Annotated in this window: 16 protein-coding genes; 3 read left to right on the forward strand and 13 right to left on the reverse strand. The window is 43.6% G+C overall.

Annotated elements, in window-relative coordinates; genetic code table 11:
• Nucleotides 1-15: 15 nt before the first annotated feature.
• The 10 genes from RT422_RS09105 to sdhC all read right to left on the reverse strand — a co-directional run bounded on the left by RT422_RS09105 (nucleotide 16) and on the right by sdhC (nucleotide 13,193).
• Nucleotides 16-903, reverse strand: a complete 888-nt coding sequence (locus tag RT422_RS09105; RefSeq protein ID WP_313422031.1) for a UTP--glucose-1-phosphate uridylyltransferase — start codon at nucleotides 901-903, stop codon at nucleotides 16-18.
• Between the two features lie 213 nt (nucleotides 904-1,116).
• Nucleotides 1,117-2,019: a succinate--CoA ligase subunit alpha gene (sucD, locus tag RT422_RS09110; protein WP_007115061.1), complete on the reverse strand. Its 903-nt coding sequence runs from the start codon at nucleotides 2,017-2,019 to the stop codon at nucleotides 1,117-1,119.
• An 87-nt stretch (nucleotides 2,020-2,106) separates the two neighbouring features.
• Nucleotides 2,107-3,282 carry an ADP-forming succinate--CoA ligase subunit beta gene (gene sucC, locus RT422_RS09115; protein WP_007115062.1) on the reverse strand — a complete coding sequence of 392 codons (1,176 nt, stop codon included), beginning with the start codon at nucleotides 3,280-3,282 and terminating at the stop codon, nucleotides 2,107-2,109.
• A 157-nt stretch (nucleotides 3,283-3,439) separates the two neighbouring features.
• Nucleotides 3,440-4,888, reverse strand: coding sequence for a dihydrolipoyl dehydrogenase (gene lpdA / locus RT422_RS09120; RefSeq protein WP_007115063.1), 1,449 nt, complete (start codon nucleotides 4,886-4,888; stop codon nucleotides 3,440-3,442).
• Between the two features lie 87 nt (nucleotides 4,889-4,975).
• Nucleotides 4,976-6,211 carry a 2-oxoglutarate dehydrogenase complex dihydrolipoyllysine-residue succinyltransferase gene (gene odhB / locus RT422_RS09125; RefSeq protein ID WP_201665486.1) on the reverse strand — a complete coding sequence of 412 codons (1,236 nt, stop codon included), beginning with the start codon at nucleotides 6,209-6,211 and terminating at the stop codon, nucleotides 4,976-4,978.
• Between the two features lie 140 nt (nucleotides 6,212-6,351).
• On the reverse strand, nucleotides 6,352-9,294 hold the full coding sequence (locus RT422_RS09130) for a 2-oxoglutarate dehydrogenase E1 component (RefSeq protein WP_100274131.1): 2,943 nt from the start codon (nucleotides 9,292-9,294) through the stop codon (nucleotides 6,352-6,354).
• 427 nt (nucleotides 9,295-9,721) lie between these two features.
• Nucleotides 9,722-10,432 carry a succinate dehydrogenase iron-sulfur subunit gene (locus tag RT422_RS09135; protein WP_007115066.1) on the reverse strand — a complete coding sequence of 237 codons (711 nt, stop codon included), beginning with the start codon at nucleotides 10,430-10,432 and terminating at the stop codon, nucleotides 9,722-9,724.
• Nucleotides 10,433-10,508: 76 nt separating this feature from the next.
• The gene (gene sdhA, locus RT422_RS09140) at nucleotides 10,509-12,371 is read right to left on the reverse strand and encodes a succinate dehydrogenase flavoprotein subunit (RefSeq protein ID WP_179286586.1); all 1,863 of its coding nucleotides are present in this window, start codon (nucleotides 12,369-12,371) and stop codon (nucleotides 10,509-10,511) included.
• A gap of 97 nt (nucleotides 12,372-12,468) precedes the next feature.
• The gene (sdhD, locus tag RT422_RS09145; RefSeq protein ID WP_313422032.1) at nucleotides 12,469-12,804 is read right to left on the reverse strand and encodes a succinate dehydrogenase, hydrophobic membrane anchor protein; all 336 of its coding nucleotides are present in this window, start codon (nucleotides 12,802-12,804) and stop codon (nucleotides 12,469-12,471) included.
• Nucleotides 12,804-13,193, reverse strand: a complete 390-nt coding sequence (sdhC, locus tag RT422_RS09150) for a succinate dehydrogenase, cytochrome b556 subunit (RefSeq protein ID WP_071586266.1) — start codon at nucleotides 13,191-13,193, stop codon at nucleotides 12,804-12,806. The genes sdhD and sdhC overlap by 1 nt, the downstream gene beginning before the upstream one ends.
• Nucleotides 13,194-13,972: 779 nt before the next feature.
• Here sdhC and gltA point away from each other — a divergent pair.
• Nucleotides 13,973-15,259 carry a citrate synthase gene (gltA, locus tag RT422_RS09155; RefSeq protein ID WP_050324880.1) on the forward strand — a complete coding sequence of 429 codons (1,287 nt, stop codon included), beginning with the start codon at nucleotides 13,973-13,975 and terminating at the stop codon, nucleotides 15,257-15,259.
• A gap of 168 nt (nucleotides 15,260-15,427) precedes the next feature.
• Here the strand turns inward: gltA and nfuA are convergent, their stop codons facing one another.
• Complete coding sequence (gene nfuA / locus RT422_RS09160; RefSeq protein ID WP_313422033.1) at nucleotides 15,428-16,045, reverse strand: Fe-S biogenesis protein NfuA; 618 nt, start codon at nucleotides 16,043-16,045, stop codon at nucleotides 15,428-15,430.
• Nucleotides 16,046-16,343: 298 nt separating this feature from the next.
• Between nfuA and RT422_RS09165 the strand changes: the two genes are divergently transcribed.
• Both RT422_RS09165 and RT422_RS09170 read left to right on the forward strand, forming a co-directional pair.
• Nucleotides 16,344-17,447, forward strand: a complete 1,104-nt coding sequence (locus RT422_RS09165) for a bifunctional nicotinamide-nucleotide adenylyltransferase/Nudix hydroxylase (protein ID WP_313422034.1) — start codon at nucleotides 16,344-16,346, stop codon at nucleotides 17,445-17,447.
• A gap of 68 nt (nucleotides 17,448-17,515) precedes the next feature.
• The gene (locus RT422_RS09170; RefSeq protein WP_313422035.1) at nucleotides 17,516-18,922 is read left to right on the forward strand and encodes a nicotinate phosphoribosyltransferase; all 1,407 of its coding nucleotides are present in this window, start codon (nucleotides 17,516-17,518) and stop codon (nucleotides 18,920-18,922) included.
• Nucleotides 18,923-18,979: 57 nt separating this feature from the next.
• Here RT422_RS09170 and coaE read toward each other — a convergent pair whose 3' ends face one another.
• Entirely contained in the window at nucleotides 18,980-19,636 is a 657-nt protein-coding gene (gene coaE, locus RT422_RS09175) for a dephospho-CoA kinase (RefSeq protein WP_313422036.1), read from the reverse strand.
• Nucleotides 19,633-20,508, reverse strand: coding sequence for an A24 family peptidase (locus tag RT422_RS09180; RefSeq protein ID WP_313422037.1), 876 nt, complete (start codon nucleotides 20,506-20,508; stop codon nucleotides 19,633-19,635). The genes coaE and RT422_RS09180 overlap by 4 nt, the downstream gene beginning before the upstream one ends.
• Nucleotides 20,509-20,511 lie beyond the last annotated feature (3 nt).

A 20,511-nucleotide genomic window follows, 5' to 3' on the forward strand; every position in this document is an offset into this window, starting at 1 on the left:
GTCTATGACCTCATATTAATTTGCTGTATGCTGAAACGCTTCAACACCCAATTGATTGGCAAAATAACCCACGGCTTGCAAGTAACTATTCATATCACCTGCATCAAAGCTGTTACCCACCATGCTAACCACCTCTACCCCTTGCGTGCTAATAAGCGCATCAATGGCATCGGTCAGCTGAATTTCTCCACCCACACTTGGCTGCGTGTTGGCTAGATAATCAAAAATAGCATTATTAAACACATAGCGCCCAACGACAGCCAAGTTAGAGGGCGCATCCTCAGCTTTGGGTTTTTCCACAAAACCTGTCACAGCAAATGACTGGTTTTGTTCAGACTTTGCTACCATTTGTGTGCTGGCAAGCTTGGCAATGCCATATTTATGAATATCACTTTCTTTAACTGGATCAACCAATATCTGTGAATGTTGCTGCTTGGCAAACTGCTGTAGCATGTAGGCTAAATTCTGCTGAGTATAGTCAGTATTATAGGGGTTCAAAATCACATCTGGTAACAGCACAGCAAACGGTTCATCACCTACAATGGCACGGGCCTGCAATACCGCATGCCCTAATCCTAACGGTTTGCCTTGGCGTACACTGGTAACCGTGACCCCTGCAGGTAGCCAGTTTAAACTATCTGCTAGCGCCGCTTTACCTTTACCGCGTAACTGGGTATCAAGCTCGCTATTGATGTCAAAATAGTTTTCAATGGCGGTTTTTTGCGCATGATTGACCAAGATAATATTGGTTAAACCTGCGGCAATCGCTTCTTCAACGACATATTGAATGGCAGGCTTATTGCCAAGCGGTAGTAACTCTTTTGGCACTGCTTTTGATAGTGGTAACATACGCGTGCCAAACCCTGCCACAGGAATAACAGCGTGAGTGATTTTTTTCGACATAGTGCCTCTTAATAAGATAAGTTGTTCAAATAGTTTATATCAAGCTTAACATATTTTTATGGCAAATATTTTATCTGCCCGAATATTTTAAACGCATTATTAAAATTGATTGAGGGTGTTTTTCTCACACCAGCGTTTGCTAACACCAGCAGATAATAAAAAAGCAGATAAACCAATGATTATCTGCTCTTGATTAGTCAAAATAGCGGATGATTACCAACCAGTGACTTCTTTTACTTTTTCACCGATTTTTGAAGGGTCACGGGTATAAGCAATACCAGCCTCTTCAAAGGCTTTGAATTTTTCTTCCGCTGTACCTTTACCACCTGAGATAATCGCACCGGCATGTCCCATACGTTTACCTTTTGGTGCTGTGACACCTGCGATATAACCAATAACGGGTTTAGTCACGTGGTCTTTGACGTATGCAGCTGCTTCTTCTTCAGCCGTACCACCGATTTCACCGATTAATACAATCGCTTCGGTTTGTGGGTCGTCTTGAAGCAATTTCAATGCGTCGATTTGGTTCATACCTGGGATTGGGTCACCACCGATACCGATACAGGTTGATTGACCAAAGCCAAGTTTAGTGGTTTGGGCAACCGCTTCATAAGTCAATGTACCAGAACGTGAGATGATACCGACTTTACCTTCTTGATGGATATGACCTGGCATGATACCGATTTTGCATTTACCTGGGCTGATGACGCCTGGACAGTTTGGACCCACCATACGGATGATTTCTTCGCCCTTAGCTTGTAGGTCAGCGTTGACGTTTTCTAAGTAACGTTTGGCTTTTAGCATATCTAGGGTAGGTACGCCTTCGGTGATGACCACAATCAATTTTACGCCAGAGTTAATCGCTTCAACGATTGAGTCTAATACAAATGGTGCTGGTACAAAGATAACAGAGGCATTAGCACCCGTTGCTGTTACTGCTTCATCCATGGTATCGAATACTGGACGATCAAGGTGGGTTGTACCACCTTTACCTGGGGTAACACCGCCAACGATGTTGGTACCATAAGCAATTGATTGCTCTGAGTGTAGAGTACCGTTTTTACCTGTGAAACCTTGCACTAATACTTTAGTGTCTTTTCCAACTAATACGCTCATTGTTTTTCCTTTTACTTTTTATGTTTGATTTAAACGATTAACCAGTAGGGCACATAGCCCTACTCGCTCATACCTATACTTTCTTCATTAGGCATTATTAACCGCATCAACAATTTTTTGACCGGCTTCAGAAAGACCTTCAGCAGGAATTAATTTAAGACCTGAATCACGTAGGATTTGCGCACCTTTTTCAGCGTTGTTACCTTCAAGACGCACAACCACAGGTACAGTAACGTTGACTTCTTTTACCGCTTCGATAATCGCTTCAGCAATCATGTCACAACGTACGATACCACCGAAAATGTTGATGAGTACGCCTTGGACTGATTTGTCTTCAAGAATTAATTTGAACGCTTCAACCACACGTTCTTTGGTCGCACCGCCGCCTACGTCTAGGAAGTTAGCAGGTTGACCGCCGTATAGTTTGATGATGTCCATGGTTGCCATCGCAAGACCGGCGCCATTCACCATACAACCGATGTTACCTTCAAGCGCAACATAGTTTAGGTCAAATTCTGAGGCTTTTAATTCACGCTCATTTTCTTGTGATTTATCGCGTTGTTCAGCGACTTTTGGTAGGCGATAAAGGGCATTTGAGTCGATGCCGATTTTGGCGTCAACACAGGCTAATTCACCAGATTTACGAACCGCTAATGGATTGATTTCAAACAACGCGAAGTCATTTTCCGTAAAGGCTTTATAAGCCCCTGTCATCAATTTGGCAAATTCGTTGATTTGTTTGTCTTTTAGACCCAGTTTGAAAGCGACTTCACGAGCTTGGCTAGGTTGTAAGCCTACCAGTGGGTCAACTTCTACTTTCAAGATTTTTTCTGGGGTTTCTTCGGCAACTTTTTCAATTTCAACACCGCCTTCAGTTGACGCCATAAATACCACGCGGCGTGCTGAACGGTCTACGACTGCACCTAAGTACAATTCAGTTGCGATTGGGTACATGTCTTCGGCGATAAGTACGCTGTTAACAGGTTGACCGTTGGCGTCAGTTTGGTAAGTTACCAAGTTTTTACCAATTAATTCTTCAGCAATTTGTTTGGCTTCTTCACGCGTTTTAGCGATTTTTACGCCGCCCGCTTTACCACGCCCACCGGCATGTACTTGGGCTTTGACAACCACAGCACCTGCGTTGCCTGCCATTTTGTCAAACGCTGCTGCGGCTTCGTCGCCATTTTTAGCGATGATACCTTCTTGTACTGGCAATCCATAGCTTTTTAATAATTCTTTGGCTTGATACTCATGTAAATTCATGAATTTATCCTCTCGGTTTTGGTTTACATTGTTTTAAAATTATTTTTGAATATTGTGGTCAACAGTGAGCTAACCTCGTTGATAATGAGGTTAGCTCACCTGCTTTATTCAAACTATTAATGCATAAGCTAATTAGCCCAGTTGCTTGTGAACTAGGTTATTTGCGCTTACGTTGAATCGCATGAATCGCGCGACCATCCGCTGACAGCACCGCCTCGTGTACTGCTTCAGAAATGGTTGGGTGAGCAAACGTCATCAATTGCAAGTCTTCAATACTTGATACGAATTCCATCGCAATCATGCCTTGATGAACGATATCACCCGCACCCGCTGACACGACATGCATACCCAGTAAACGGTCAGTTTTGGCATCGGCAACCACTTTGATGAAGCCTTGGCCTTCACCAGCGGCTAACGCACGGCCATTGGCAGCTAGGCTAAATTGACCTGTTTTGACTTCATGACCTTGCTCTTTGGCTTGTTCTTCAGTCAAGCCAACCCATGCAATTTCTGGGTGTGTGTAAATCACGCTAATAATGGTGTCATAATTGACTTGAACTTTTTCACCATGAATACGTTCAACTGCCATCATGCCTTCTTCCATCGCTTTGTGTGCCAGCATTGGACCACGCACCAAGTCACCGATTGCATATACGCCATCAAGGTTGGTTTGACAGAAGTCATTCACCGCTACCAGACCACGTTCAGTGAGCTCTACCCCTGAGTTTTCGCCAAGTAGGTTTTCTTTATAAGCACGACGACCCACACAAACGATGAGTTTATCGAAGGTTTCTTGTCCTGCTTGACCTTTAGCGTCAAACGATACAAGTACCTGACCGTTTTCTACTTGAGCCTGAGTGACTTTGGTATCAATACGGATATCCATACCTTGGGCTTTTAGTAGTTTTGCCGCTTCTTTGCTCACGGCTTTGTCCGCCGCTGCTAAAAATTCTGGCATGGCTTCAAATACCACAACTTCACTACCCAAACGACGCCATACCGAACCTAGTTCAAGACCAATCACACCACCACCAATGACGCCTAGACGCGCAGGCACTTCGGTAAAGTCTAACGCACCGGTTGAATCAACGATATATTCGTTATCAATCGGGGCAACAGGGATATCAATAGGCACAGAACCAGAGGCCAAAATCACATTTTTAGCGGTAATAGTGGTAGGCGCAGAACCATCTAATGGAGTAAATTCAACTTGTTTATCCGCACCTTTACCATCAAGTAATTTACCTGTACCTTGTAGCCAATCAGCACCGTTACCCTTTAACAATGCAGCCACACCACCGGTTAATTGTTTAACGATAGCGTCTTTACGACTTAACATTTTGCTGATGTCAATCGCCACTTCACCTGTGGTGATACCGTGGTCGGCTAAATCATGTTTTGTTGCTTCGTAGCGATGTGAGCTGTCTAGCAATGCTTTTGAAGGAATACAACCGACGTTCAAACAGGTACCGCCTAACGCTGGCTCACCTTTATTAATACGTTTTTCGATACAAGCCACACTCATACCCAATTGGCCTGCGCGGATAGCTGCTTCATAGCCACCAGGGCCACCACCGATAATTACCAAATCATAGCTTTCTTTCATAATCTTCACCAAAAATTTGAATTGTTATTGTTAAAGTTGTTAAACAAAAAAGCCTGTATCAACCTTTGCCAATACAGGCTTTCTTTATTATAAATCGAGAAGTAGCATCGCTGGGTTTTCTACCAATTCTTTGATAGTCACCAAGAACTGTACCGCTTCTTTACCATCAATTAAACGGTGGTCATACGATAATGCCAAGTACATCATAGGTAGAATTACCACTTCGCCATTAACTGCCATTGGGCGTTCTTTAGTCGCATGCATACCCAAAATCGCTGTTTGTGGTGGATTGATGATTGGGGTTGACATGAGTGAACCAAATACCCCACCATTGGTAATGGTGAAAGTACCACCCGTCATGTCTTCAATGCCTAATTTACCTTCACGCGCTTTTGATGCATAGTTACCAATAGCACGTTCGATATCTGCCATACCCATTTGGTCAGTGTCACGTAATACCGGCACCACAAGACCACGGTCGCTAGATACCGCAACACCTACATCATAATAACCATGATAAACGATATCGCTGCCATCAATAGAGGCATTTACCGCTGGGAAACGTTTTAACGCTTCAGTAGCAGCTTTTACAAACAATGACATAAAGCCTAGTTTTACACCGTGACGTTTTTCAAAACGCTCTTTGAACTCACCACGTAAGTCCATGATAGGTTTCATGTTCACTTCATTAAACGTCGTCAACATTGCAGTTTCTTGGGTAGCGGCTAACAGACGCTCAGCAACACGGGCGCGTAAACGCGTCATTGGCACACGTTTGTCTGCCCGTTGACCGACTGCATTGGCAACCACTTGACCGTTGTCTGCTTTAATTGCATTGTTGGCTTTTAAGGTTGGGTTTGCCATGTCTTCTTTGGTCACACGGCCGCCACGACCTGAACCTTCAACGTCAGCAGGATTGACGCCTGTGGTATTCGCGGCTTTACGAACTGCTGGGCTTTGGTCTTTATAATCTGCTTCAGCAGTCACCTGAGCGGTAGACGCTTGTTGTGCAGCTGCAGGCGCGGCTTCAGCTTGGGCAGCCGGTGCTTGGGTTTCAGCAGATTGGCTTGCTGGTGCAGCCGCAGTTGCGCCTTCAGTCAGTTCACCGATGACTTCAGCAGAAAGCACTGTGTCATCAACTTGTTTAAGAATTTTGCTAAGCACGCCGTCAGCTTGTGCTACCACTTCCATCACAACTTTATCGGTTTCGATTTCACACAATACAGCGTCACGGCTTACTTGGTCGCCTTCATTAAAATTCCAAGCAACAATTGTACCGTCAGCAACGGACTCTGGGAATACGGGGACTTTAATCTCACTCATGGAAAACTCCTAGTTAATTTCACATTCTTTCATTTTTAATGGGTTAAATTTATTTTTGTCTTAGCACTCGGCGCAATTGCCGATACCAAAAACCAAGAAGGATTAGTACGCATCTAGTGGGTACTAATCCTTTAAAACGCTTAGTCAGTCGCTTGTTTTTCTGCGATTTCCGCTTTAGCTTCTAGCTTATCTTCGGTTGAATCTTCATTCTTTGGCAAACCCAATGCTTCGTTGATAACTTTTTGTTGCTGGGCAACGTGCATTTGCATCGAACCTGCCGCAGGTGCTGCCGATGAAGGACGAGCCACTGGCTCAAGCAAGTAGGCTTTGGTCGGACGAGTCGCTGGTTTTGGCGGTGCAATCAAACGGAATAAGTGCGGTGCTAGATAGTACCAAGCGCCTTGGTTACGTGGCTCTTCTTGTGTCCAGACAATACCTTCAAGGTTTGGATATTTTGCCACTTCTTCCAAAATACGTGCTTCAGGTAATGGATAAAGCTGCTCGATACGCACAATCGCCACATGGTTGAGACCCAATTCACGACGTTTTTCAAGCAAGTCATAATATACCTTACCGCCACACAACACTAAACGCGTCACTTGGTTATTATCAAGTTGGTCAATCTCTGGAATCACGGTTTGGAACTGACCTTGCGCAAGCTCTTCAAGATTTGACACCGCCAATTTATGACGTAGCAGTGATTTTGGTGACATCACAATCAGCGGCTTACGCGCTGGGCGAACCACTTGTCGACGCAAGGCATGGAAAATCTGTGCAGGTGTAGTTGGGGTTAACACTTGCATGTTGTCTTCAGCACATAGCTGCAAGTAACGCTCTAGGCGCGCTGATGAATGCTCAGGACCTTGACCTTCATAGCCGTGTGGTAATAGCATGGTCAAACCACATAGACGTTGCCATTTGGTTTCACCTGATGAAATAAATTGGTCAATGACCACTTGTGCGCCATTGGCAAAGTCACCAAACTGCGCTTCCCAAATCACTAGGGCATTAGGTACCGTCGTTGCGTAACCATATTCAAACGCCAATACCGCTTCTTCTGACAACAATGAGTTAAAGGTGTCAAAGCGTGCTTGGTTAGCGCTCATGTTAGAAAGCGGTACATACATGCTGCCGTCTTTCATGTTGAACAATTCTGAATGGCGATGTGAGAAAGTACCACGACCCACGTCTTCACCCGTAATACGGACAGGATAGCCTTCTTCGACCAGTGACGCATAAGCCAAGGTTTCTGCCGCGCCCCAGTTCAAGGGCTCTTGACCGGTTTGCATGGCTTTGCGCTGCTCAACCACCTTTTGCACTTGGCGTTGTAGCTCATAGCCTTCTGGCATTTGCGCCATTTTCTCACCATAAGCTTTTAATTTATTGATATCAACGCCCGTATCCCAATTGTCTTCAAGCTTATGCCCAATATAAGGTGTCCAATCTACATACAGCGTTTTATTTGGCTCACGCACCAGGGCGCTAGCAACATATTCGCCTTTATCGAGCGACTCACGGTAGTCATCTTCAAATGCCACACTTTCAGCTTTGCTAATAACGCCTTCAGCAACCAATTTATTGGCAAATAGCTCACGAGTACTTGGCAGTTTTTTGATGACCGAATACATAAGTGGCTGAGTGGCGGAAGGTTCATCGGCTTCATTGTGACCGTTACGACGGTAACAGTACATATCAATCACGATATCTTTATGGAAAGTTTGGCGATAGTCGTGGGCAAGCTGCGCCATAAATACTACCGCTTCTGGATCGTCACCGTTTACATGAAAAATCGGTGCGTGTACCATTTTAGCAATGTCGGTACAGTATTCAGTTGAACGCGCATCTTCTAAGCGGCTGGTGGTAAAACCGACTTGGTTATTGATAATAATATGCAGCGTACCACCTGTTGAGTAGGCACGGGTTTGTGACATTTGGAAAGTTTCTTGGTTGACACCTTGACCGGCGAACGCAGCATCACCGTGTACCACGATTGGCAAAACGGCATCACCGGTTTTATCTTGACGGCGTACTTGGCGGGCACGCACTGAACCAATCAATACAGGCGATACAATCTCAAGATGCGAGGGGTTAAATGCCAAGGCTAAGTGTGCTTCGCCGCCCGGTGTCATTACGTTAGATGAATAACCATTGTGGTATTTTACGTCACCTGAACCCACGGTCGGTTGTTTTTTACCATCAAACTCATCAAACAAATCTTTAGGGTTTTTACCTAAGATATTTACTAATAAGTTTAAACGTCCACGGTGCGCCATACCGATAACCATTTCTTTGGTACCGTTTTCACCCGCACGCTGAATTATCTCATTGACCATCGGGATAAAGCTTTCACCACCCTCAAGACCAAAACGTTTCACACCGGTATATTTACGCGCTAAGTATTTTTCTAATCCTTCCGCTGCTGTCAAACGCTCAAGGATAGATTTACGTTTTTCATTGTCAAATTTGACATAGCCAAGATTTTGCTCTAGGTATTTTTCAATCCAGCGTTTTTCTTTGGCAGTGGTCACATGGAAATATTCTGCACCAATGCTGCTACAATAAACTCGCTCTAACACTTGGATGATTTCACGCAGTGTGGCTTTGTCTTTACCGATATTTAGGTCACTGACAGGGTATACCGTGTCTAAATCCGCTTCAGAAAGACCATAATACGCCAAAGTCAATTCTTCAACTTCTGGACGTGGCATCAGTCCTAGGGGATCTAGATTAGCAATACGATGACCACGACGGCGGTAACTGGTAATCAGTTTTTGCACGCCCATTTGGTTGTCCGCAAATTCGCGAATTTCAGAAGGGCTGACAGCGCCTGCAGCTGATTGACCAGTAACTTTGTGGGCAGTGGTATTGCGAGCTAATAGCAAAAATTGGTCTTGGATAGTATGGTGAAGGGCGTTTTTATCATCATCTTTGGCAAACTGCGCAAAGTAAGGAATGTATTTTTCATCAACGCTTTGTGGATCTTGAAGATACTGTTCATAGAGTGATTCAAGATAGACTGCGTTATCTGCTGACAGTTCGGTAAACTGAGCAGATGAGACAGAAGTTTGGTTTTGGTTAGCCATGATTCTTTCTACTGTAGTATTTAAAGGTGGAAATAAAAATTTTAGGGAATAGCCTAGCATTTTTATAATTAACAAAAAATTTTGTTAAGGTAATAGTTACCATTCATTTACTAAATATAGCGACTCACGCCGCTTGGCGTGTATATAAATGGCTATCAAATGGCAGTAAAAGAAGAGTAATGTGAAAGTTAGTTTTCTCCTTCCTTAGAAAACCTAAATGAATATTCCCTATAGATACCTATCGTATATTATACAAAATTAATGATAATTTATCTCATTCATTAGGCTGAAAAGGTATAAAAAATATTATGATATTGGGATATGATTTATTACTTTAATTAATAGATAGCCAGTTACTATGAATTTATCACATCCCAATAAAAAAAGCCCTGTCGATACAGAGCTTTTTTGTCACCAAATTTTGGTACTAACCTGCTTGATCTAAAAGCATGTTACGTAAGTGACCAATCGCTTTGGTAGGATTCAAGCCTTTTGGACAAACTGATACACAGTTCATGATGCCACGGCAACGGAACAAGCTAAATGGGTCGTCTAAACGCGCTAAACGCTCCTGTGTGCTAGTATCACGACTATCTGCCACAAAGCGGTAACCATTCAACAACGCAGATGGACCTAAGAACTTATCTGGGTTCCACCAGAATGATGGACAGCTGGTTGAACAACAGGCACATAAAATACATTCATATAGACCGTTTAACTTTTCGCGGTCTTCAGGTGATTGTAGACGTTCAGTCGGTGGCGCTGGCTGGTCATTAATCAAGTACGGATGAACTTTTTCATATTGCTCATAGAATTGATTCATATCTACCACTAAATCGCGCACGACAGGTAAACCAGGTAGCGGGCGTAAAGTAATTTTTTGTGGCAGCGTGTTCATGTTGATAAGACATGATAGACCGTTTTTACCATTGATGTTCATACCGTCAGAGCCACAAATACCTTCACGGCACGAACGGCGGAAACTGATGGTTTCGTCCATTTTTTTCAAACGGACAAGTACGTCTAATAACATACGGTCAGAGTCTAAAAGCTCAATTTGGTATGTCTGCATACGGGGTGCTGCGTCTTTATCTGGATCGTAGCGGAAAATCTCGATGGTGCGAGTACCTCTGCTCATAATGCTAAACTCCACACGTTTATGGTATTGGTTTATAGGGTCTTTACAACAGTTTGCAAAGACCAAAAAATATTAATTAGAATGTACGCACTTTTGGCTCAACATAGTCTACAGTCAGTGGGCTCTTACGAACAGGTTTATAGATAACACGGTTACCTTCAGAGAACCAAAGGGTATGTTTCATCCATTCGTGGTCATTACGGCCAAGCGGCGCATACGCATCATCTGCCGCACGTTCGTAGTCAACGACGGTGTGCGCGCCACGACATTCTTGACGCAGGGAAGCTGAAATCATTGTCGCTTTGGCAACTTCATAGAGATTCGCCACTTCAAGCGCTTCAATACGTGCGGTATTAAACACTTGCGATTTATCAGCTAGGTGAAGACTATTGACTTTGCTTTCAAGTGCCAAGATTTTTTGTACACCTTCATTCATTGACGCTTGGGTACGGAATACACCTGCATGTTGCTGCATGGTACGACGGATTTCGTCAGCCACATCTTGCGCATTGAGGCCTTGCGTAGATTGCTGTAACACATTCAAACGCGCCAAGGTTTTGTCAAGAACACGCGGTGATAGCGGCTCATAGTCATGACGGTCAGCGGCGTGGAACTCATCAATGATATGTTGACCCGCTGCCCGACCAAATACTACCAAGTCGAGTAGTGAGTTTGTACCTAGACGGTTGGCGCCGTGAACGGATACACATGAGCATTCACCAATCGCATATAAGCCTTTCACGATTTTTTGCTGGGCGTATAAACCTTCCGCATCCGTACCTGCCTCAAGATCTGGCATGACAACCTGACCATGAATATTGGTCGGGATGCCGCCCATTTGGTAATGGATAGTCGGTACAACTGGGATTGGCTCTTTGGTAATGTCAACGTTCGCGAAGTTTTTACCAATTTCATAAACCGATGGTAAACGCTTCATGATGGTATCCACACCTAAGTGCGTCATATCAAGTACTACGTAATCGCCCTGTGGACCACAACCACGACCTTCTTTGATCTCTTGGTCCATTGAACGTGATACAAAGTCACGAGGTGCTAAGTCTTTTAGGGTTGGTGCATAACGCTCCATAAAGGCTTCGCCATCTTTATTGCGAAGTAACGCACCTTCACCACGACAACCTTCGGTCAATAATACGCCCGCACCTGCGACGCCCGTTGGGTGAAATTGCCAAAATTCCATATCTTGTAGTGGAATACCGGCACGCACTGCCATACCTAGACCGTCACCGGTGTTAATAAAGGCATTAGTAGACGCAGCGAAAATACGACCTGCACCACCCGTTGCTAACACAGTTGTTTTTGCTTGGAATACCGCGACACGACCTGTTTCTTGCTCTAGCGCGATAACGCCGTTAATGTCGCCTTTGCTATCTTTGACCAAATCAAGCGCAATCCACTCAATAAAAAACTCTGTGCCTTGCTCAAGATTTTTTTGATATAAGGTATGCAATAATGCATGACCCGTACGGTCAGCTGCCGCACACGCACGTTGTACCGCTTTTTCACCGTAGTTGGCAGTATGTCCGCCAAAGGGACGCTGATAAATCGTACCGTCCGCGTTACGGTCAAATGGCATACCCATATGCTCAAGTTCATATACCACTTTTGGTGCTTCACGGCACATGTATTCGATGGCGTCTTGGTCACCTAACCAGTCAGAACCTTTGATGGTGTCATAAAAGTGAAAGTGCCAGTTATCATCACTCATGTTACCCAAACTTGCGCCAATACCACCTTGCGCAGCAACCGTGTGAGAACGCGTTGGGAACACTTTGGTTAATACCGCAACATTCATACCGCCACGCGCCAATTGTAGCGACGCACGCATACCAGAGCCACCGCCGCCAACGATAACCGCATCGAAGGTTAAGGTTTGAATATTGCTAATGGTGTTGTCTTGTTTTGTTGCCATTGCTTTAATTTCCTAAATGATGGTTCGATTTTATCCCCATAAATGCTTAAAAAGCGATAAAGTTAAAATCGATAAATACGTTAACAAAATTTATCTAACAGGATGTTTAGAAGAAAATCATCACGCCCCAAAATAAATAAACCAGGACTGCAAGAATCATGGCAGATTGCAGCACAAAACGTAAACCATTTGACTTAACGTAGTCTGTTAATACAGTCCACATCCCTACCCACGCATGACCCACTAATGCTAGTATTATCAATAGCGTAAATAAGCGCATCGGTAGGCTTAGCATAAAGCCTTGCCATAATTCAAACGTTGGTTGGTGGGTTAAGAACCAACCCAACATTACCAATGAATAAACTGCCAATACAACCGCACTAATACGTTGTACCACCCAATCGCGAGAGCCTGAGCCTGTTAAACCTGTTGCACTTTTCATTAGAACATCACCCATACAAATGAACCCACAACCCAAAGGGCTGCAAGTACAAAGCCAATGAATGTCGCAGTGCGACCACTGTTTAATTCTTCATTCATGCCCATGTCGGCAAATAAATGTTTGAAACCCATCACAAAATGGTAGCCTAATGCAGCCACAAAGATCCAAGCCAAAAACTTCACCAATGGGTTGGTGAAAATATCTGCAAAGCCTTCAGCACTGGCAAGCGACGTTTGAAAAATCCATAACATCACAGGAATTAGGAGAAATAGCACCACACCAGAAACACGGTGGGTAATTGAAGCCAAAGCAATTGGGTTTTTTGAATTAACATTAATTACTTGGCTTAAAGGAAGGTCAATCGGTCGGTTGCTTTTCACAGCGGGCATCCTTTATTCGCAGTTATAACTTACCTGTGTTATCGCTATGCCAATATCCAAAATATCAAGCACGAACTTCAAATCACTTGCAGGGTTTGATGAATCACATAGCCTGTCAAAAAACAGGTAAATCGAAGATAAGGAATAGCTAGCGTACTTTGGATTATTCACATAATAGATAGTTATTAGCCGCAAACCTAATCGCATCTCACAATTAAAAACTAATAAATTACAAACTAATAATCGACAAAAAGCCACCTACAATTTACTTTTTAATTTTGTTAAATCACAAACCTAAAAAGTAAATTATGTTTAGCAAATATTAATAATACAAAGCTAGCCACCAGTAAAATTTTTATAATTATAAGAGTCTTTGATTACAAATACAAACAAAAACAGAAAAAAAACCATCTTTTATCAAACCCCTGTAGCGCACTATTAAAATTCAGAAATAATTTAATAAGATTGCGCGTTTTGCCACCCACTCTTCTAGATAGTTAACCGTATCAAGGGTTGATAGAATGTCAGTAGTATAGAGCATAGTTTTAGCTAACTCCTGTTAATTATAACTAACTGTTTGTACGCGTAAGGCGTAAATTTACTTTCATTTTTGGCAAAAATGCTGTTAATATAGATATGTTTTAGTTTTGGGTTTTCGCTATTTTTTCGCTATTAATAAAGTCGCCCTGCACGTCTCTGTGTGGCGGGGCAGTCACCTATCCTTGTCATTGCGCCAATGCATTTGAGCAAGTATAGGTCTTCTTTTTTTACACGTCTGAGAGGATTTTATGTCAGAGAAAGACAATATTGCAACCTTGCACGTCAATGGCCAGGACTATGAGCTTCCTATCATTGAAGGAACATTAGGCGATCCTGTACTCGATATTAAGGCCGTACCCCAAGCTGGTTTTTGGACATACGATCCAGGTTTCATGTCAACCGCTTCCACTGAATCAAAAATCACCTTCATTGATGGTGACAAAGGTATCTTATTACACCGTGGTTACCCAATCGACCAATTAGCTGATAAAGCAGAATACTTAGAAGTTGCGTATGCACTCATTCACGGTGAACTACCCAATGCTGAGCAAAAAGCTGACTTCTACGAAAAAGTTCGTAAACATTCAATGGTGAATGACCAATTACGTCGTTTCTTTGAAGGTTTCCGCCGTGACGCTCATCCGATGGCGATTATGGTCGGTGTGATGGGTGCATTATCTGCGTTCTACCACAACAATCTTGATGTGAGCAAACAAGACCATCGTGAAATCACTGCGATTCGCTTGATTGCTAAAGTCCCTACTATCGCCGCCATGTGCTACAAATACAGCAATGGTCAACCATTCATGTATCCGCGTAATGATTTAAACTACGCTGAAAACTTCTTACACATGATGTTTGCAACCCCAGCGGATGTTAACTATCAAGTCAATCCAATCCTGGCAAAAGCGATGGATAAAATCTTTACCTTACATGCTGACCACGAACAAAATGCCTCGACCTCAACTGTACGTCTAGCAGGCTCTACGGGCGCTAACCCATACGCTTGTATTGCGGCAGGTATTGCGGCTCTTTGGGGACCTGCACACGGTGGCGCCAACGAAGCTGTACTTAAAATGCTGGATGAAATCGGCAGCGTAGACAACGTTGACGAATTCATGGAAAAAGTCAAACGTAAAGAAGTGAAATTAATGGGCTTTGGTCACCGTGTTTATAAAAACTTTGACCCACGCGCCAAAGTGATGAAAGAAACTTGTGACGAAGTATTGGGCGAGCTTGGCATCAAAGATCCACAACTTGAACTAGCGATGAAACTTGAACAAATCGCCTTGAATGACCCGTACTTTAAAGAGCGTAACCTATATCCAAATGTTGACTTCTACTCAGGTATCATTCTAAAAGCCATCGGTATTCCAACCTCTATGTTTACCGTAATCTTTGCTTTAGCACGTACTTCTGGTTGGATCAGCCACTGGTTAGAAATGCACTCTGCACCTTACAAAATCGGTCGTCCACGTCAGTTATATACTGGCTACACCCAGCGTGATTTTGTGGCTGTTGAAGACCGCGATTAAGCCAATACGTTAAACCAAAAAACCCAGTGTTACACTGGGTTTTTTATTGAGTAAAATTTAATAATAATTTAATAATAAAAAAGGACCTCTTATGACGCCCTTTCTTGAATTACCCTTTCTTTAATCAAGTGTCACTTGAATTAAGTATCACTTGCCAATCTCTTCACCTTACTTATAAAACGCATTGGCAGTATAAGTATGGTCGGTCTCATCAATCACTTGGGTTAATTCTGGTATTTGCTGTTTAAGCGAAACTTCAACCCCTTGTTTTAGCGTCATATCAACTGCAGAGCAGCCTTGACAGCCGCCGCCAAATTTGAGCACTGCGGTGATACCAACCCCTTCTTCATGTACCAAATCCACCAATTGCACGTTACCGCCATGCGACGCTAGATTTGGATTGATTTCTGAAGACAACACGTAATTGATACGCTCCTCTAGGCTCGCATTTTCACCCAGTTTTGGCACTTTTGAGTTGGGCGCACGGAATGTCAATTGACCGCCAAAACGGTCTTTATTGTAATCAATCACTGCATCTTCAAGATAAGGAATAGACGGGGTATCTATATAAGCGGTGAATGTCTCATAATCCAATTTTAAATCGTCAGGATTGTGTTCATTTGGCTGGCTATATGACATACAGCATTCTGCTCGCGGCGTGCCTGGATGTTCAACAAAAATACGCACGCCGATGCCGTCAGTATTTTGTTTTGCCAACAACTCAGTCAGATAACCTTGCGCTGAATCGGTAATTTTGATATTTGTGGTTTTTGCTGTATCGCTCATATGTCACCCTAGCTTGTCATCAATTTTTACCCATATTTTAGCATAAACTTGAGTAATTTACTCGGATTTTATTGGGGATGGTTTTTTGGCTTATCAAGGGTCGTCACAATATTTTTTAGCTAAGCTAAAACTTCAATCGAGCCATTATCTTTAACTAAAAATCTTTAACCAAAAATAACTTGGCATTGGTTGAAAGTTTAGGCAAGATAGTTAAAAAAACATGCTTTATCACCGAACTTTATCACCAAAACGCTATTGGATAGACCGAGGGCGTTATCATTCGCAAGGAGTTTGCGTCATGCCAAATAAAACTACCGACACTATTATGGTTACTAAAAACGACGTTACCGAAGATAAAGGGCGTTTTAGCACACCCAAAAATAAAAAAGGCTATCAATATGATTATTTGGTGTTTATCGGGCGTTTTCAGCCGTTTCATTTAGGTCATAAATCGGTTGTCGATGAAGCATTAAAGCTTGCTGAAAATGTGATTATGCTCATTGGCTCTGCCAATTTGCCAAGTAGTATCCGCAATAGCTTTAGTGTCGAAGCGCGTAGCCAAATGATTTTGGGCGCCTTTGACAAAAAAGATGCCAAACGCATACATTGTGTCGGTTTGGATGATGCCTTATACAATGACACCAAGTGGCTTCAATACGTGCAGCAGTGCGTTAAGTCGGTTACCGGTGATTTAAACGCCAATATTGGTCTGATTGGACATTCAAAAGACAGCTCATCGTATTACTTGTCACTTTTTCCAAATTGGCAGTCGGTGGCAGTGCCCAATTTTCATGAGTTGTCTGCCACGCCAATCCGTGAAGGCTTTTTGCTGGGTGCCGATCCGTTAACCGATACGGTACCGCAATCGACAACTGATGTCATGAAGGCATTTAAAAAGACCGAAGCATATAAACGCCTACACGAAGAGGCTGGCTTTATCGATAAATACAAAAAACAATGGGAATCAAGCCCCTACCCGCCCACCTTTATGACGGTTGATGCCGTGGTCATTCAATCAGGACACATCTTATTGGTTGAGCGTCGTAGTATGCCAGGTCAAGGGCTATGGGCATTGCCTGGTGGTTTTATTGACCCTAAAGAGACACTATTTGACGCCTGTATTCGTGAGCTACGTGAAGAGACTCGGTTAAAAGTGCCTGAAGCGGTTCTGCGCGGTTCGCGCCATAGTCAACACACCTTTGATGACCCGTATCGCTCGGCTCGTGGTCGTACCATCACCCAAGCGTTTTACTTTATGCTCAAAAACGACCCCAAAGGCTTACCATCAGTGAAAGGTGGCGATGATGCCAAAAAAGCGTTTTGGCTACCCTTGGCTGAATTAAGAGCCGATAAACTGTTTGAAGACCATTATGCCATTATTTGTAAAATGGTCGGTCTCTGATTTTTTCCCGCCAAACTGATAGACGGTTTGGTTTAACCTGCGCAAGCAATCACCAGAGGAGTTCTGTGATGTTTAGTCAAAATTTTGACAATTTTATTTTAAATACCGATAGCTATAAGACGTCGCATTGGCTGCAATATCCGCCAAATACCGAGTACGTATCTAGCTATATTGAAGCGCGTGGCGGCAATAGCAACTTTGAAAATGTGCTGTTTTTTGGACTACAAGCTTTTTTAAAACAGTATCTTACCAAACCGATTACCGACGCTGATATAGAAGAAGCCAAAGTGCTACTTGCGGCTCATGGCGTACCGTTTAATGAAGCAGGCTGGCGACAATTAGTCGCCAAACATGGCGGTCTTTTACCACTTCGCATTCAAGCGATACCCGAAGGCATGGTGGTACCAACGGGTCAAGTATTGTGTCAGGTGGTAAATACCGACCCTGAGTTTTACTGGTTGACGAGCTATATCGAGACCACACTATTGCGCGCTATTTGGTATCCTAGCACTGTGGCAAGCCTTTCTTATTATTGTAAACAAATCATCAAAGCAGGCTTGGAAAAATCGGCTGATAACTTAAATAATCTACCGTTTAAATTGCATGATTTTGGCGCCCGTGGGGTGTCTAGCCTTGAGTCAGCTGCACTCGGCGCTCTTGCGCACTTGGTAAACTTTTCCGGTACGGATACCTTAAGTGCGATTGTGGCTGCCAATCGTTGGTATGGTATGCAAAATGACATGACGGCTTTTTCCATTCCTGCAGCAGAACATAGCACTATGACCACTTGGGGACGTGAGCATGAAGCAGATGCCTATGGCAATATGATTGCCAAATTTGGCGGTGAAGGTAAAACTTTTGCGGTAGTGAGTGATAGCTACGACTTATGGAATGCCATTGATAATATTTGGGGTGGTGAGCTAAAAGAAAAAGTGGCACAAACAGGTGGCACGTTAGTCATTCGCCCTGATAGTGGCGATCCGATTAAAGTGGTGCGTGAAGCCCTGCAGCGCCTTGCAGCAAAATTTGGCACCACCACCAACTCAAAAGGCTACAAATTACTGCCGAGCTATGTGCGACTCATCCAAGGGGATGGTATTAATCCCACCAGCATGGGTAAAATAATTGATGCGGTGATTAAAGCCGGATTTAGTAGTGACAATATCACCTTCGGGATGGGTGGCGGGCTACTGCAACAAGTCAACCGCGATACTTTGAATTTTGCCATGAAGACCAGCAGCGCACGGGTAGACGGTTTTTGGCGAGACGTGTATAAAGACCCAATTACCAGTGTGAGCAAACGCAGCAAACGCGGGCGTTTAGCCTTGGTCAAACATCAGGGTAGTTATATGACGCTGCGTGAAGATGAGCTTGCTGAGCAAAATAATTTGTTGCAAGATGTATTTTTGAACGGTGATTTATTAGTTGATGATACACTGACTGCGATTCGTCAACGCTCGTCCGTAAAATCATAATTTAACTTGTCGCAGTCTCAACAGCCGTCTTTATCAGACGGCTCTTTATCGTTAAAGCTAATTAACCCCTGCCATTGCCAAATATTTTTGGTGCAACTGTTCAAGTTTTAAATACAAATCGTCTAAGCTACCATTGTTGTCAACAATGTCATCGGCTTGTCTGAGCCTGTCATGACGCGACAGTTGATTTGCCATGATATTTTGAATACGTTCAGGTGTTTGACCATCACGTTGACTGGCGCGCTCAATCTGCAAGGACTGATGACTATCGACCACCAATACTCGCTCACACAGATTGGCTAATCCTGCTTCAGAGGCTTCTAACAGTAAGGGTGCTACCAAAATTACATAGGGCGACTGGGCAGTTGCTAGTAATTCTTTGGCACGGCTGCGAATGGCAGGATGGGTAATTTGTTCCAAATCCATTAACGCTTGCGCACTGCCAAACACATGCTCTCGCATGGCACGGCGATTAAGCTCACCTGCCTCATCAATCACCCAGTCACCAAATTTGGCGACAATTTTTTTTAGCGTTGGTGAACCTTTGGCAACGACTTCACGTGCCAATACGTCTGCATCAATAATGACAATTCCATGCTCAGCAAACCAACGGCTCACTTGTGATTTGCCGCTACCGATACCACCTGTAAGCCCCACTACCAACATCGCAACCCCTCCTTGATTCACACATAATTGACCCATAAATGACGTCATGACATTTTGCCTAGATACCACGACATTATTGATTGTCCATACAAGAATGCTATCATGCCTGCAATGGCGATATAGGGTCCAAATGCAAAAGGTTTACTCTCACCTGAGCGCTTCATTAATATCACACCCACAACCGAGCCGACAAACGCAGATAAAAGCACAATTAAGGGTAGCATCAAAGGCCCTAGCCAAGCCCCCAAAGCCGCTAATAATTTAAAATCGCCATGCCCCATCCCGTGCTTGCCCGTAATCAGCAAAAACAGTTGATACACAATCCACAGGCATAAAAACCCAAACACATAGCCAAAAATAGCCGCTGTGGGACTGACAAACAAGCCAAAGGCATTGACGAATAATCCTAATCCCGCTAACGGCAATGTAAATCGGTCAGGCAACAATTGGGTATCAAAATCAATGCCTGTTAAAGCGACTAATGTCCATGTGAGTGCTAATCCTGCCAGCGCTTGCCAAGTAACACCAAATTTCATCACCACCAACACAGACAAAATAGCGGTGATGATTTCTACAAGCGGATAGCGATAACTAATGGCGTTATGACACTCACTACATTTCCCTTTTAGCAGTAGCCAGCTAATAACAGGCATATTTTCAAACCAACGTATTGGATGCCCACAATGCGGGCAACAAGAGGCAGGACGGCTTAAGGTCATGGATTCATGATTGTCAATAACGGTTTCTGGATGGAGCAATAGCTGGCATTCGTTCTTCCACTGCTGCTCCATCATCAAAGGCGTGCGATAAATCACCACATTGAGAAAACTACCCACACACAAGCCCAAGATTGATACCATAATCAACGTCAGCCATTGCGACTGTTGTAGTAACAAAATAAAATCTGAAAAAATCCCCATCGT

Source organism: Moraxella sp. CTOTU49803, from assembly GCF_032097965.1.
GTDB lineage: Bacteria > Pseudomonadota > Gammaproteobacteria > Pseudomonadales > Moraxellaceae > Faucicola > Faucicola tetraodonis.

Coding starts and splice junctions, on each gene's coding strand:
- RT422_RS09105 (WP_313422031.1), bottom strand. CDS start 903: ATGTCGAAAAAAATCACTCACGCTGTTATTCCTGTGGCAGGGTTTGGC.
- sucD (WP_007115061.1), bottom strand. CDS start 2,019: ATGAGCGTATTAGTTGGAAAAGACACTAAAGTATTAGTGCAAGGTTTC.
- sucC (WP_007115062.1), bottom strand. CDS start 3,282: ATGAATTTACATGAGTATCAAGCCAAAGAATTATTAAAAAGCTATGGA.
- lpdA (WP_007115063.1), bottom strand. CDS start 4,888: ATGAAAGAAAGCTATGATTTGGTAATTATCGGTGGTGGCCCTGGTGGC.
- odhB (WP_201665486.1), bottom strand. CDS start 6,211: ATGAGTGAGATTAAAGTCCCCGTATTCCCAGAGTCCGTTGCTGACGGT.
- RT422_RS09130 (WP_100274131.1), bottom strand. CDS start 9,294: ATGGCTAACCAAAACCAAACTTCTGTCTCATCTGCTCAGTTTACCGAA.
- RT422_RS09135 (WP_007115066.1), bottom strand. CDS start 10,432: ATGAGCAGAGGTACTCGCACCATCGAGATTTTCCGCTACGATCCAGAT.
- sdhD (WP_313422032.1), bottom strand. CDS start 12,804: ATGAAAAGTGCAACAGGTTTAACAGGCTCAGGCTCTCGCGATTGGGTG.
- sdhC (WP_071586266.1), bottom strand. CDS start 13,193: ATGCCCGCTGTGAAAAGCAACCGACCGATTGACCTTCCTTTAAGCCAA.
- gltA (WP_050324880.1), top strand. CDS start 13,973: ATGTCAGAGAAAGACAATATTGCAACCTTGCACGTCAATGGCCAGGAC.
- nfuA (WP_313422033.1), bottom strand. CDS start 16,045: ATGAGCGATACAGCAAAAACCACAAATATCAAAATTACCGATTCAGCG.
- RT422_RS09165 (WP_313422034.1), top strand. CDS start 16,344: ATGCCAAATAAAACTACCGACACTATTATGGTTACTAAAAACGACGTT.
- RT422_RS09170 (WP_313422035.1), top strand. CDS start 17,516: ATGTTTAGTCAAAATTTTGACAATTTTATTTTAAATACCGATAGCTAT.
- coaE (WP_313422036.1), bottom strand. CDS start 19,636: ATGACGTCATTTATGGGTCAATTATGTGTGAATCAAGGAGGGGTTGCG.
- RT422_RS09180 (WP_313422037.1), bottom strand. CDS start 20,508: ATGGGGATTTTTTCAGATTTTATTTTGTTACTACAACAGTCGCAATGG.